Genomic DNA, 13,030 nt, shown 5'->3' on the forward strand with positions numbered 1-13,030 from the left:
GGCTCAGCCCTCCTCGGCCAGTGCCGAGATGGTACGGGCGAGCAGCTTGATCTCGTTGCGGATTTCCGCAGTGGATTGCAGGCGTCCTTCGCCCAGCTCCTGCCGGATGTGCTGCAGCAGCACGTCCATGCTGCGGATGTGGCTCTGCGTCTGCTCGTCGATGCCCATCTGGCCGCCTTCGATGGCGTCGGCCAGACGGTTCATGATCGGGCGCATCTGCATCTGGCTTTCGCCGATCTTCAGCAGCAGGGACTGCTCGGCCTTCATTTGGTCTGTAAAGCGCGACAGCTTGTCGGTCAGGTCCAGGAGCGCGGCTTCGCTGCCGCGCCGCCGCTCTTCGCTGGTGGCGATGGTACGCTGGAGCCCTTCAAGGTTCTCCGCCGTCTGCTCCATCAGTGCCTGCAGATAAGCCGACGGCGTGCCGCCCACGCCTTCGCCCGCTTCCAGCGAGGTGCCGAGCGCGCCGCTGGAAAGCCGGGTGGCGGAAGACAGCCAGTCTTCCACGTCATTATAAAAGCGGTTCTGCGCCTGGCCGGCCTGCAGGTCGAGGAAACCGAGCGCCAGCGAGCCGGCAAGGCCGAAGAGCGAGGCGCTGAAAGCCGTGCTCATGCCACCGAGCGGCGCTTCAAGGCCGCGCTTCAGATCGTCGAAGGCCGACGCCACATCGTTGGTGCCGGAAAAGCCGAGCGCACCCACCACATCGCGCACCGAGGCGATGGTGCCGAGAAGACCCCAGAAGGTGCCGAGCAGGCCAAGGAAGATGAGAAGGCCGATGAGGTAACGCGAGATTTCGCGCAGCTCATCAAGGCGGGTGCCGAGCCCGTCCAGCAGCGAGCGCATGGAAAGGGCGGAGAGGCTGAAGCGCTCGCGCTTTTCGCCCAGCATGTTGGCAAGCGGCGCCAGCAGGCGCGGCGGCAGCGGGGCGTTGCTGGAGAGCACCTGCCGGTCGGAGCGGAACGCTTCCAGCCAGTTGATCTCCCGCCGCAGCATCAAAACCATGCGGAAATTATAGATGATGCCCAGAAACGCCGTGCCGAGGATGACGCCGTTAAGCCCCGGATTGGCGCTGAAGGCGTGCAACACACCCTGCAGCAGCATCAGGATCACGATGCCGACAGCGGCAACAAACAGCACCATTCGGGTCAGGTAGCGGGTAACGCGGGTCATGGGTCTGCCGGGGCTTTCGCTATCGATCAGGACAGGTGGCAATCAGGACAGGTGACGGGCGGTTCTCTTGTCTCGGGGCTTCCAGGCAGGCGAGCCGCCGCCCGTCAGTCTAGAGCGTGCAATGTGACGTTTTTGAGAGGCGGCGGGCCGCCCCGCCTTACTTCACCAGTCGCACGTCCACGCGGTCATGCGGGCCGTTGCCATATTCATCCCCCAGTGCCCGCACATCGATACGCGTGCTGCGCACGCCGGCATCGATCAGATGGCTGCGCACGGCAAGCGCGCGGCTCAGCGACATGCGGCGCGCCTTGGAAGGATCGTCCGGCACGTTTTCGGCATAGGCCAGCACTTCGATGCGGGTTTCCTCATCCGCAGCGCTCGCCGCGACGATCTTGTCGAGCGAGGCCTTGTCGGCATCGGAAAGGGCAATCTGCGTGGTGCTGAAATCAAGGCGCAGCGTATCGGCGGGTGCGGCAGCCGGCTTCGGCGGTACAGAGGCAGGCTGCGCCGCCGGTGCGCTGGGAGCCGGGGCGGGAGCCGGCGCAGGGGTCGCGGCGGGGGCCGGTGTTGGCGCAGGAGCAGGTGTTGGCTGGGGCGCCGGAGCGACCGGGGCCGCCGGCGGAGCGCTCACCGGCTTCGGCGCCGTCGGCGTTGCCGGTGCACTTGCGGTCGGGGCCGGAGCAGCCGGGGCCGCGGTAACAGCCGCCGGGGCTGTGGCCAGCGGCTTGGGCGCAGCCGGCTGCGCCACCTTGGCCGGTGCCGGGGGTGTTGCGGGCTTGGGTGCCGGTGCCGGTTTGGCCTGCGCTGCCTTGGCCGGTGCGGCCGGGACCTTCGCGGGGGCGGCACCCTTGGCCGGCGCCAGCGGAGCGGCATTTACTTTGGTGCGGGGCGCCGGGGCGGGCGGGGCGGCATCGCCGGAGAGCTGGTCGATGGCGCCGAGATCGACGGTTACCGCCGGCGGGCTCACCTCACCGATGATGACCTGGGCCGTTGCCGGTGCCGCAGAGCCGATGCCCAGCGCAAGGCTGGCCGTCAGTGCGGCCATGCCCGTCAGAGAAGCGCCTGAAAATCGCATGAAAGCCCCTGTACCCCTGCCCAATGCCCGGTTTGCCAGTGCCGGCCGTTTTTATCTGGCGGGCGGCCCCCGGCGGCCTCTTCATGCCGCCGGAGTCGCTCGGGGCACAAGCCTATACTATCGCGCGCAGTGCCGCAAAGCCGCTAAGCTATGGCCGGGCCGCTCTTTTTGCGTCGCACCAGCCTGATTTCGACTCGGCAGGGCGTGTTTTAAAAGAAAAAGGCCGCCGGAAACCGGCGGCCCTTGTTCTTGCGCGTCAGGGGCACCTGGCTTTCGCCTCAGGCGCTCTTGCCGGTGATGAGGCCGTTGAGCTGGCGGTGCAGATGGCCATTGGTGGCCAGCACGCTCTTGCCGCCGGCAAAGTCCTTGCCGCCGCCGATCTCGGTCACGAAGCCGCCGGCTTCCTGCACGAGAAGGATACCGGCTGCCACGTCCCAGCTGTTGAGCGCGGTTTCCCAGTAACCCTCGTAGCGGCCCGCCGCCACATAGGCGAGGTCGAGCGAGGCAGCACCCATGCGGCGCACGCCGGCCACTTCCGGCATCACGCGGTTAAGTTCGCCCTCGAAGGCTTCCCGGCCCGGGCGCCCACGGTGCGGAATGCCGGTGGCAACCACCGCGTCTTCCAGCTTCCGGCGGCCCGAAACGCGCAGGCGCTTGTCGTTGAGGAACGCACCGACACCCTTTTCCGCCCAGTACAGCTCGCTGCTGATCGGGTTGAAGACAATGCCGGCCACCAGCTCACCGGCCTTTTCAAGCGCGATGGAGATGGCGAAGTGCGGGATGCCGTGCAGGAAGTTCGTGGTGCCGTCGAGCGGGTCGACGATCCAGCGCTGGTCGCTATCCTTGGCCGGAATGACGCCGGATTCCTCCAGCACGAAACCGTACCCGGGGCGCGCCTTCTGCAGCTCCTCGCGGATGATCTTCTCGGCATTGCGGTCGGCATTGGAGACGAAGTCGCTCGGCCCCTTTACGGAGACCTGCAGCTGCTCCACTTCGCCGAAGTCGCGGCGAAGGCCACGCGCCGCCTTTTCGGCAGCGCGCGACATGACGGTGACCAGTGTGGTGAGCTGCGCCATATCAGCCCTTGGCCCGTTCCACGTAGGTGGCGTCTTCGGTGGCAACCACGATGCGCTCGCCGGCTTCGATGAAGGGCGGCACCATGACGCGCACGCCGTTCTCGAGAATGGCGGGCTTGTAGGAGGACGAAGCTGTCTGGCCCTTCACCACGGCGTCAGCCTCGGTGATGGTCAGCGTCACATGCTTCGGCAGCGTGACCGACAGCGGGGTGCCTTCGAACAGGGAGATGTCGACCTTCATGCCGTCCTGCAGGAAGGGGGCCTTGTCGCCGATGATCTCGCCCGGAACGGCAAGCTGCTCGAAAGTCTCGCCATCCATGAAGGTGAAGTTCTCGCCGTCGGGGAACAGGAAGGTGAATTCCTTTTCCTCGAGATAGGCGCGTTCGACGGTCTCACCGGTGCGGTACCGGTCGGTCGTCTTGGTGCCGAACTTGAGTTCCTTCATCTCAACCTGGATAAAGGCGCCGCCCTTGCCGGGCTGCACGATCTGGGTGTTGAGAACGGCCCAGAGCTTGCCTTCGCGTTCCAGCACGTGGCCGGGACGTACTGTGTTGGCTTGAACTTTCATTCTGCCCAAAACCGATATGTCGTGGAAATATGGGGGCGGAACCTAGCAGACCGCCCCATGAGAGGCAAATGTTTGGGCTATGATTTGTGCGCGAAGGGCCATGCGCTGGCGTAATTTGCTGTAATTCCATATGAATTGGCCCGGGCATTGGCGCCCGATTGTCTGTTTTCTCCCGTTTTCCGGTGCTTTCATGTCTTTAGCCGCTGCCTCTGCGCCCGCCTGGCATCCTGCCGCGCTTGCTGCGCGCCGCGCCAATCTTGCTGCCCGCGCGCGTATCCAGTCCGCCTTTCGGGGCTGGTTTGGCGCCGCCGGCTTTGCCGAGGTGGAGACGCCGTCCCTGCAGGTAAGCCCCGGGCTCGAGGTGCATCTCATTGCCTTCGCCACCGAGCTGAGGGGCCCTTATGCCGGTGAGGCGCGACAGCTTTATCTCCACACCTCGCCCGAATTCGCGATGAAGAAGCTGCTGGCGGGCGGCATGGAGCGCATCTTCCAGTTCGCCCGCGTCTGGCGCAATGGCGAGCGCTCGCCCACCCATCATCCCGAATTCACCATGCTGGAGTGGTATCGCACCGGCGTCACCTATGAGGCGCTGATGGAAGACTGTGTGGCTCTGGTGCGCGCGGCCTTCACCACCGCCGGTCGCCGGATGGCGGATCGGGGCGGCATGACGTGCGATGTCTTCGCCCCGTGGGAGCGGCTTTCGGTGGCGGATGCCTTTACCCGCCATACCGGCATCGATGTGCTGGCAACCGCCCCCGATCCGTGGGCGCCCGACGTCACGCTGCTGGCCGAAGCCGCCCGCAAGGCCGGCATCACGCCGCATGATGGGGACACCTGGGAGGATCTTTTTTTCCGCATCCTCCTGGAGCGCATCGAGCCGCATCTGGGCGAGGGCGCGCCGACCATCCTGTGCGACTATCCGGTCAGCATGGCGGCCCTTTCCCGCCCCAGCCCGAAAGACGGGCGCGTGGCCGAGCGCTTCGAGCTTTATGTCTCGGGGGTGGAACTCGCCAATGCCTTTTCCGAACTGACCGATCCTGCCGAGCAGCGCCGCCGCTTCGAGGCCGATATGGACATGAAGGAGAGGCTCTATGGCGAGCGTTATCCCATCGACGAGGACTTTCTCGCCGCTGTCGCCGCGATGCCGGATTGCGCTGGCATCGCCCTTGGGTTCGACCGGCTGGTGATGCTGGCGACGGGGGCGCAGAAGCTGGAAGAGGTGCTGTGGCTGCCGGTCGCACCGGTCGCCTGACGGAGAGGGGCGATGGAGCTGCTTTATCTTGATGATCTGGAGCCGGGGCGAACCTTCACCAGCGCCGCGCTGGAATTGACGGCCGGGGCCATCAAGGTGTTTGCCGCCGAGTATGATCCGCAGCCCTTCCATTTGGATGAAGAGGCGGCCACGGGCACCTTCTTCGGCGGTCTTGCCGCCAGCGGCTGGCATGTCTCTGCCCTTGCCATGAAGTTGCTGGTTGCCAGTGTTCCTGTGGCCGGTGGCCTGATCGGCGCCGGCGGCGAGATAGCCTGGCCCCGCCCGACCCGGCCGGGAGACATCTTGACGGTGGTGAGCGAGGTGCTGGAGGTGCGCGCTTCGCGCAGCCATCCCGAGCGCGGCCTTGTGACCCTGCGCAGCGAAACCCGTAACCAGAAGGGCGATACGGTGCAGGTTACCACCATGAAGCTGGTCGTGCCGCGGCGCCCGTAGTTGGGGGGCGACAAGTCAAGCCGTCCACACCCCCACCCGCCCTTCGGGCACCCTCCCCATGAATGGGGAGGGATATCAATGGTTTTGCCTTCCCCACGCGTGGGGAAGGTGCCCTCGCAGAGGGCGGATGGGGATGTGAGCGGTCCCGCCTTCTCCGCCCCGATCCCGTAAAGCAAAAAGCCCGAGCGTTTCCACCCGGGCTTTGTCGCCTTTGATTAACGCTGAAGGCTCAGGCGGCTTCGAACAGGCTCGCCAGCGCTTCGTCCTCGAGATTCACGGCGCTGCCGGACTGGTTGGCGCGCGCGATCAGGCGGTTGATGTCCACCACGGCCAGCAGGTTGCCGTCCAGCGTCACGATGCCGTGGCTCAGCGAGCGCCAGGGCTGCGGCAGGGTGGAGGGATTCGGGTGAATGTCGGAGACGTTCACGGAGAGCAGGTCGTCCGCACGGTCAACGGCCACGCCATAAAGGTCGCCGCCGGCTTCGGCCGTCACGCACATCATGCGCTCTGGGCGGGTATCGGCGGAGAAGCCGAGCGCGGAATGCGCATCGACAACCGTGACGATACGGCCGCGCAGGTTGATGACACCCAGGACTTCCTTCGGTGCCAGCGGCACCTTGGTCACCTTGTCGAGAAACAGCACGTCGCGCACGCGGGTGATGGGCACGCCCACCAGCTGTCCAGCCACCTTGATGGTAAGCAGCTGGATTTGTCGCGAGCCACGGTCGGCCACGAGATTGCCACGCCCGCTACGGGCTACAGGAACGCCACCGCTCATTATGCCTAACCTCGACCGTGATTTGTGTCTGACAGGTGAAGGATCGGATGCTCAAAACAGCATAAATGCTTCTGCGCGCACTAAAACATGATTCCGGGCAAGGCGGAAGCGGCAAAGGGGATGGGGCAGCCTACGCCAAAGGGATAGGCAAGGGGGTATGTGTGCCCGCCTGCCAGGCCGGCGCGGCCTCGCCGACGGCCTGCCGGATTAGCTCGGCCAGCCGGCTTGTCGCCGGATCCGGCGTGGCCTCGGCCTGATGCAGCATGAGGCCGAGGCTGCCGAGCGCCGGCAGGCCAATCTCTTCGGCCGGCACCCGCCGCACGCTGGGCGGCAGCCCCGCGGGCGTGCGCATGGAAAGCGCAAGGCCCGCCGCGGTAGCCGCCCACTGGCCGGCAAGGCTGTGGCTGACGAAGGCGAGCCGCCAGGCAATACCGCTGCGGTCGAGCGCGGCAATCGCGGCGCTGCGCAGCAGGCAGGGGGCGTCCAGCACCGCCAGTGGCAAGGGCGCGTCCTCGCCGGCGTGCCAGGGCAGGGGTTCGCTGGCACTGGCCACCCAGCACAGCGGCAGCTGCGCCACCTTCTCGCCCCGCGGGGCCGGGGCGCCGTCGTCCCATGCCAGCGCCAGATCAAGCTCGCCGCCGCGAATCCCCGCCATGAGTTCGGCATTACGGGCGATGCGGGCCTCGATGCGCACTTTCGGGTGAGCCCGTGCAAACCGCGCCAGCACCTGCGGCAGCACCGTCTCGCCGAAATCCTGTTGCAGGCCCAGCCGGACCTGGCCGGTGAGCTCGGTGCCCTTGAGGGCGATGGCCGCCTCGTCATTCAGCTCCAGGAGGCGCCTTGCGTAGCCCAGCAGCAACTCGCCGCTGTCGGTCAGGGCGAGGCCGCGGCCTGCCTTGCGGAAGATCGGCGTGCCGGCCTGTTCTTCCAGCTTCTTCAATTGGGCGCTCACCGCGGAGGTGGAGCGGCCGAGCCGGTCGGCAGCCCGCGCGAAGCTGCCCAGCTCCATGCCGGTCACGAAGCTGCGCATCACGTCCAGATCGAAATTGACCCGCTGCATGAGAAGACGCTCCACAAAACAATCCCGAAAAACAGGATGAATTGTCAAAAACTATGATATTTTATGGATGATTGTGAAGTGGCACTTTTCTCTCGTCAAGCCGGTGCGCCTGCCCGTTGGCGCCGGACAAACAGAGGAAAAAGCCATGCCGCTTACCCGCATCACCCTGACCGAGGGCAAGTCCCAGTCCTATCTCAAGGCGGTCAGCGACAGCCTGCATCAGGCACTGGTCGAGGCCTATGATGTTCCGCCGACGGACCGGTTCCAGATCATCCAGCAGGCCCGGCCCGGCGAACTGGTCTTCGACCGCGCCTATTTTGGCGGCGCCGAAGGTCCGCGCAGCGACGACTTCATCATCTTCGCCATCACCGCGGGCCGGCCGCGCAGCACGAAGGTAAAGGCAGCCTTCTGCCGGCGTCTGACCGAACTGCTTGCTGCGTCCGCCGGCATCCGTCCCGCCGATGTCATGGTCGTCATTTCGACAAGCCAGATGGACGAATGGTCCTTCTCCGATGGCCGGCTTCAGATGGTTGAGGCCGCCGAAGCCGCGGTCGTCTGAAGCCCGGGCCAGGAGATATCGCCATGTCCAGTTCCGCCGATCCGGCAGCCTTGCCGCCGGTCATGACCCTGCGCCGGCCCGGCGAACATATCGTTTCCTCGCCGGAAGGCATTGCTTCAGCGCCCTTCCGGGTCGAGCCGCTGTTCGAGAGTGTCCGCGAGGGTGAGATGACGGCGATGCGGGCATCGCTCGATCCCGGCACGGTCACCCGCTGGCACAGCCACCCCGCCGGCCAGTTTCTGCTCGCCGTCTCCGGCCTTGGCCGCGTGCAGAAATCTGGTGGGCCCATAGAGACCTTGCAGCCGGGCGATCTCGTCTGGTTCGCCCCCGGCGAGCGCCACTGGCATGGCGCGTCTGAGGCCATGCCTTTCACCTATGTCAGCATCCAGCCCGTTGCCGGTGGCCGGGTGGTCGACTGGCTGGAGCCGGTCGATCTTTCCGGGTCCGCTACGGGGCATCATCAGGGGAGCGCCGGATAATGATCGCCATGCAATACAGCTTCACCCTGCCGGCCGATTACGACATGACGATTGTCGACCGGCGCATTGCCGAGAAGGGGCCGTTGCTTGACGGTTTCCCCGGCCTTGCCTTCAAGGCCTATCTCACCGCCCGCCGTCATCGCCTGCCTGATGGCAACCCGTTGCCGGAGGGGCTGGTGACGCCGGAAGCTGCCGCGGAGAACCTCTATGCGCCCTTCTATCTCTGGCGCCGGACGGACGGGCTGAATGATTTTGTCTGCGGGCCCGGTTTTGCCGGTGTCAGCGGCGCCTTCGGCTGGCCGGTCGTCCGTCACTGGGTGCCGTGGGAAGCGGCGCTGGGCAGGGACGTGGGGAGCGCACGGTATGCCGTACGCGAGGAGGCGCCGATTGCCCCGCATACCCGCCTCGATCTGTTGCGCTTGCAGGAGAGCGAGGCGGCGTGGCAGGCGGTAGGCGAGGATGCCCTTGCCGCCGTCGCCGCCTATGACCCCGCCGGCTGGTCGCTGGTGCGCTTTCGCCTGCTGGCGCAGTTGCCCGAAAAGCCGCTGCCCGCCGGAGCGCGGCTCTATGGCGTCGGCCACATCTCGCTGGCCGCTGCCGGAGAATAGGGCCGGGAGGGCCGCCCGTCAGGCGGCCCTGACCTCGGCCAGGAAACGCTGCACTTCATCCTGCAGGGAGCCGCTCTGGGCTTTCAGCTGGGCGGAAGCCTCATAGACCTGCTGGGCCATGGTGCCGGTTTCGCTCGCCGCGTTCGAAACGCCGACAATGTTCTCGGCAATCTCCTGCGTGCCCTGGGCGGCCTGCTCCACGTTGCGGGCAATCTCGGCCGTGGCCACGCCCTGTTCCTGAACGGCGGCGGCCAGGGCTTCCGAGAGTTCACTGATACGGTTGACGGTGGCGGTAATGGCGCCAATCACATCCGCCGCCGATTTGGTTTCGCTCTGCACCGTCCCGATCTGTTCAGTGATGCTTTCGGTCGCCTTGTGGGCCTGGCTGGCAAGCGTCTTCACTTCATTGGCGACGACGGCAAAGCCCTTGCCCGCCTCGCCGGCGCGTGCGCTTTCGATGGTGGCGTTGAGTGCCAGAAGGTTGGTCTGGCCAGAGATGGTGGCGATCAGCTCCACCACCTGGCTGATCTTGTCGGTGCTGCCGGCAAGGCTGCCCATCCGGACATCAACCTCCCTGGCCTCGTCCGAGGCTTCATGGGTGATGTTTGCGGCGGATTCCACCTGCCGGGCAATTTCGTCGATGGAAACGCTGAGCTCGGCGCTGGCGGTTGCCACATTCTGCACATTGGCAGAGGCCTGCTCGGTGGCGGCGGAAACGGCGGCGCTCTGGCGCTGGGTCTCCTCGGCATTGGCCGAGAGGATACGGGCCGAGTTGCTCAGTGCTTCGCTGGATTTGGCAATAGCAGTCACCACCCCGCGCACCTGGCTGTCGAACTTGTCGGCCAGTGCCAGCATGTCGCGCCGGCGCTCCTCGCGGTTACGTTTCTCGGTCTCTTCCTGCTGACGGCGCAGCGCCTCGTTCTCGGCCATCTGCTGCTTGAAGAATTCCACGCTGCGGGCGATGTCGCCAATTTCGTCGCGCCGGCCGGTGCCGGTTACGGGGGCGGAAAAATCGCCGCCGGTCAGTTTGCCCATCACCCCTATAATGCCCTTGAGCGGGGCCACGATACCCCGGCGGGAGATCAGCAGGCCGGCGATAAGCCCGAAGGCGAGGGCGGCAATGATGGTCACGATGTTGAGGATGGTCGCCTCGTTGGCGGTCTTCTGGGTGGCGATCCCCAGCTGCTGACCCCTTTCGTCGGCATAGGCCACATAGTCACGCACCACCTTGTCCAGCTTCTCAGCATCGTTGCTGCTTTGCTCTACGGACTCGAAGATGGCGCGGCGGTCGGCATCCAGTTCAACCTTGCTGTGTTCCGCTGCGATCTGGAAGGTGCGGGCCAGATGGCCCTCATAGCTCTTCAGCATCTCCTCCATCTCGGTGAGCCGCTGGAGCTGGGAGGGGTCGGCGATGTCCTGCAACTGGCGCACGGCATCCAGTGCATCGGCCGTCAGCGCGGCCGTGCTCTTCTGGATGGCGGCATATTCGGCAGGCGTCACGGCGGTGCGGTATTCGGCCCGGTTGAGCTCGATCACGGCCCGGTCAAGTTCGTTGGCAAGGCGCACTTCCTCGCCCATTTCGTGGATCAGCTCGCAATTGGCGGCGCCCTGTTCTAGCCACATGCTGGAGAGTGTCCCGTCCGCAAGCAGTGCAGCGCCCATCACGCCGACGATGAGCATGACCTTGGTGCCGATTTTCCAGTTCTTCATCTTCTGCCCCGGCATTGCTGAAACTGATTTCGGGTTGAGATCAGAATCAGTAGGTGTCGGAGCAAAATGCCAGCGTTAATTGGTTGAGAAATACCAAGGAATAGTCTTGGTAAATCCTTGGGTGCGCAATGCTACGGTCCTAAACCAGTATTCGCTCTGCTTGAGGTGGAATTTACTTTTTCGGCTTCTACCGCTCAACGGGGGGTTGAAGTATTTTCCTGTGTCGCTGGCGGGACTCAGACCGGCAGCTTGCGGCCGAGCGGGACGGTAAGGGCGGCAAGACCTTGCTGCACACCGGCCGCCGGGCCGCCGGGATGCCGCCAGACGGCGTCGCCCAGCAGCACGAAATCGGCGCCGGAGGCGGCCAGTGCCGCCACTTCCACGAGGGCGTTGTGACCGCCGGCCACGCACGGCACCTCGAACAGCGGCACCCACCAGCTGCAGGCCTCCACCACGCCCACGGTCTCTTCATCGCTGAAGGTGATGACGTCGGCCCCGGCTTCGCCGGCTTCCATCGCCGCATGGCGGCTGAGCCCGGCATCGAAGCCGATGAGGATTGCCGGATTGCCGGCCCGCAGGGATTTAACGGCCTTGACCGCGCCCTGCGCCGCCCCGTCGATATGGATACCGTCGCAGCCGCAGGAGAGCGCGACGTCGGGATGTCCGGCCACCATCATGGCCGTGCCATGGCTCTGGGCGACCGGCGTCAGCAGCATCAGCGCCTCGCGGGCGGCTGCCGGCGTCAGTGCGCTCACATCCAGCAGCAGGCTCGGCACCTCACCGCTTTCCAGTGCCTCGGAGAGCGGCCCCAGCAGGCTGGCGGCCGTGGTCTCGCCACCCAGCGGCGGCAGGGCGAGGTAAAGGCGGCAGGGAAACTCGTCATGCATGCTCGGGGGCTCGTCCTCAACTGGGGTGGGAGGCAGCGGATGATGGCAGGGGCGAAGATGGCATCGGATCGGCGGCGCCGTCTTGCTGTTTCATGCCCTGCCCATAACCGGATGCGGCGGCCGCGTCGAGCCATTCGGCAAGCCAGCGGGCTTTCCAGTCCGGGTTGTTGCTCCGAGGCACGGGGATATGGCCTGCCGGTCGCGGGTGCAGCCGGGCGCCCGTCTGGCGGGCGATATCGGCAAGGCTTTCAGCGGCAAGGGGGGGCAGCCGGCCGCTCTCCACCGCCACGTCACGGCATCCGGCGTGAAGTGCCGCCAGAACGCTGCCACTTTCTTCTCCCGCATCGAACAGCGCTACCAGTGGAGCGGCGAGGTCACCCGTCAGCGCCTGCCACCAGCCGGCGCCCCAGCCGGGCGGACTGACCAGCACAAGCAAAGCGGCCCCCGCGCGATGCGCGAGGGCCGCTTTTGCAAGCGCGATATCGTCAGGGCCGGTCACCAGCAGGGCCACCTGCGGCAGGGGCACCGGGGCGCCTGCCATCACGGGGCCTGCCATCACCCGATGAGCGACAAGAGTGCTGGCGGCAGGTTTTGCGTCTGCGCAGCATAGGCACCGGCCGGGTCGGCCAGCAGGGAAGCTTGTGCCGAGGCCGGCGGCGTGTCGAAACTGGCGCCGGCGGCATACTGGTTTTCGTTGATGCTGGCCACTTCCGCGCTGCTCTGTTCCAGCGCAGCGGAGGTGGCGTTGAGCTGGCTCAGCTGGCCGGTGACGAACTGCTGCGCCGCGCCCACCGCCTCACGCGCGGCGGTACGGCCGGCCCCGGTGGTAAGGTCGAGCGAGCCAAGGCCGAGTGCCTGGGTGGAGGCGGGGCTGAGCGTGATGGCGCTGGGCGTCGAGGCCGGGGTGGCATCGTTGGCCAGTGCAAAGGTCTGTGGACCCTTGCCTGCCAGCAGCGGTGCTCCTTCAAAACGCGTGTCGCCGGCAATGCGGTCGATCTCGTCCAGCCGGGCGTTCAGCGTCTCGCGCTCTTCATCGCTGGGCGCGGAGCCGTTGCCGCCTTCATCCAGCAGGTCGCCGATCTGGCTCAGCACGCTGCCGATATCGGCAAGCCCGTCGCTGGCGGATTGCACCAGCGAGCTGCCGAAGGAAAGCGCGCGCTGGCCACGGGCCGCACCGCTGTCGCCACGGTTGTTGCTGACGGAGACATTGGAGGCGCTGTCACCGGCACGCGGCGCGCGCGCAATTTGCGCTGCGGTAAGAGTCGCGCTGCCGGGAGTGGAGGTCGTTGCGGTCAGGCTTGCCTGTTGCGCAGAGCGCAAGGCAGAGCCATTGCTGCCGATACTGTCAACCATAATGC

Annotated in this window: 15 protein-coding genes; 5 read left to right on the forward strand and 10 right to left on the reverse strand. The window is 66.0% G+C overall.

Features of this window, described 5'->3' with window-relative positions; genetic code table 11:
- Positions 1-3 precede the first annotated feature (3 nt).
- From QTL98_RS05120 to efp, 4 genes are all read right to left on the reverse strand, one after another.
- A complete protein-coding gene (locus QTL98_RS05120; protein WP_445681148.1) occupies positions 4-1,167 on the reverse strand; it encodes a flagellar motor protein MotA in 1,164 nt (387 codons plus the stop codon).
- Between the two features lie 157 nt (positions 1,168-1,324).
- Complete coding sequence (locus QTL98_RS05125) at positions 1,325-2,212, reverse strand: OmpA family protein (RefSeq protein ID WP_445681149.1); 888 nt, start codon at positions 2,210-2,212, stop codon at positions 1,325-1,327.
- Between the two features lie 308 nt (positions 2,213-2,520).
- On the reverse strand, positions 2,521-3,318 hold the full coding sequence (locus tag QTL98_RS05130) for an inositol monophosphatase family protein (protein ID WP_445681150.1): 798 nt from the start codon (positions 3,316-3,318) through the stop codon (positions 2,521-2,523).
- A gap of 1 nt (position 3,319) precedes the next feature.
- Positions 3,320-3,886 carry an elongation factor P gene (efp, locus tag QTL98_RS05135; protein ID WP_445681151.1) on the reverse strand — a complete coding sequence of 189 codons (567 nt, stop codon included), beginning with the start codon at positions 3,884-3,886 and terminating at the stop codon, positions 3,320-3,322.
- A gap of 190 nt (positions 3,887-4,076) precedes the next feature.
- Here efp and epmA point away from each other — a divergent pair, with 190 nt between their 5' ends.
- Entirely contained in the window at positions 4,077-5,138 is a 1,062-nt protein-coding gene (gene epmA, locus QTL98_RS05140) for an EF-P lysine aminoacylase EpmA (protein WP_445681152.1), read from the forward strand.
- 12 nt (positions 5,139-5,150) lie between these two features.
- Entirely contained in the window at positions 5,151-5,591 is a 441-nt protein-coding gene (locus tag QTL98_RS05145) for a MaoC family dehydratase (RefSeq protein ID WP_445681153.1), read from the forward strand.
- A 229-nt stretch (positions 5,592-5,820) separates the two neighbouring features.
- Here QTL98_RS05145 and QTL98_RS05150 read toward each other — a convergent pair whose 3' ends face one another.
- Both QTL98_RS05150 and QTL98_RS05155 read right to left on the reverse strand, forming a co-directional pair.
- On the reverse strand, positions 5,821-6,369 hold the full coding sequence (locus tag QTL98_RS05150; RefSeq protein WP_445681154.1) for a chemotaxis protein CheW: 549 nt from the start codon (positions 6,367-6,369) through the stop codon (positions 5,821-5,823).
- 130 nt (positions 6,370-6,499) lie between these two features.
- Positions 6,500-7,429, reverse strand: coding sequence for a LysR substrate-binding domain-containing protein (locus tag QTL98_RS05155; RefSeq protein WP_445682091.1), 930 nt, complete (start codon positions 7,427-7,429; stop codon positions 6,500-6,502).
- Between the two features lie 145 nt (positions 7,430-7,574).
- Between QTL98_RS05155 and QTL98_RS05160 the strand changes: the two genes are divergently transcribed.
- The 3 genes from QTL98_RS05160 to QTL98_RS05170 are packed head-to-tail and all read left to right on the forward strand — an operon-like array spanning position 7,575 to position 9,075.
- Positions 7,575-7,988 (forward strand): tautomerase family protein, encoded by a 414-nt coding sequence (locus QTL98_RS05160; RefSeq protein WP_445681155.1) that lies wholly within the window; start codon positions 7,575-7,577, stop codon positions 7,986-7,988.
- A gap of 23 nt (positions 7,989-8,011) precedes the next feature.
- Entirely contained in the window at positions 8,012-8,467 is a 456-nt protein-coding gene (locus QTL98_RS05165) for a cupin domain-containing protein (RefSeq protein WP_445681156.1), read from the forward strand.
- The gene (locus QTL98_RS05170; protein WP_445681157.1) at positions 8,467-9,075 is read left to right on the forward strand and encodes a DUF4865 family protein; all 609 of its coding nucleotides are present in this window, start codon (positions 8,467-8,469) and stop codon (positions 9,073-9,075) included. Before QTL98_RS05165 ends, QTL98_RS05170 begins: the two co-directional genes overlap by 1 nt.
- Positions 9,076-9,093: 18 nt before the next feature.
- On the opposite strand, the gene QTL98_RS05175 is transcribed toward QTL98_RS05170, so the two are convergent.
- From QTL98_RS05175 to QTL98_RS05190, 4 genes are all read right to left on the reverse strand, one after another.
- Positions 9,094-10,785, reverse strand: coding sequence for a methyl-accepting chemotaxis protein (locus QTL98_RS05175; RefSeq protein ID WP_445681158.1), 1,692 nt, complete (start codon positions 10,783-10,785; stop codon positions 9,094-9,096).
- A gap of 236 nt (positions 10,786-11,021) precedes the next feature.
- Entirely contained in the window at positions 11,022-11,672 is a 651-nt protein-coding gene (locus QTL98_RS05180) for a thiamine phosphate synthase (RefSeq protein WP_445681159.1), read from the reverse strand.
- 16 nt (positions 11,673-11,688) lie between these two features.
- Positions 11,689-12,213, reverse strand: coding sequence for a hypothetical protein (locus QTL98_RS05185; RefSeq protein WP_445681160.1), 525 nt, complete (start codon positions 12,211-12,213; stop codon positions 11,689-11,691).
- A 14-nt stretch (positions 12,214-12,227) separates the two neighbouring features.
- Complete coding sequence (locus tag QTL98_RS05190) at positions 12,228-13,025, reverse strand: flagellin N-terminal helical domain-containing protein (RefSeq protein ID WP_445681161.1); 798 nt, start codon at positions 13,023-13,025, stop codon at positions 12,228-12,230.
- Between the last annotated feature and the right edge of the window lie 5 nt (positions 13,026-13,030).

The sequence above is a fragment of the Radicibacter daui genome, from assembly GCA_030657355.1.
In the GTDB taxonomy this organism is placed as follows: Bacteria; Pseudomonadota; Alphaproteobacteria; order Radicibacterales; family Radicibacteraceae; genus Radicibacter; species Radicibacter daui.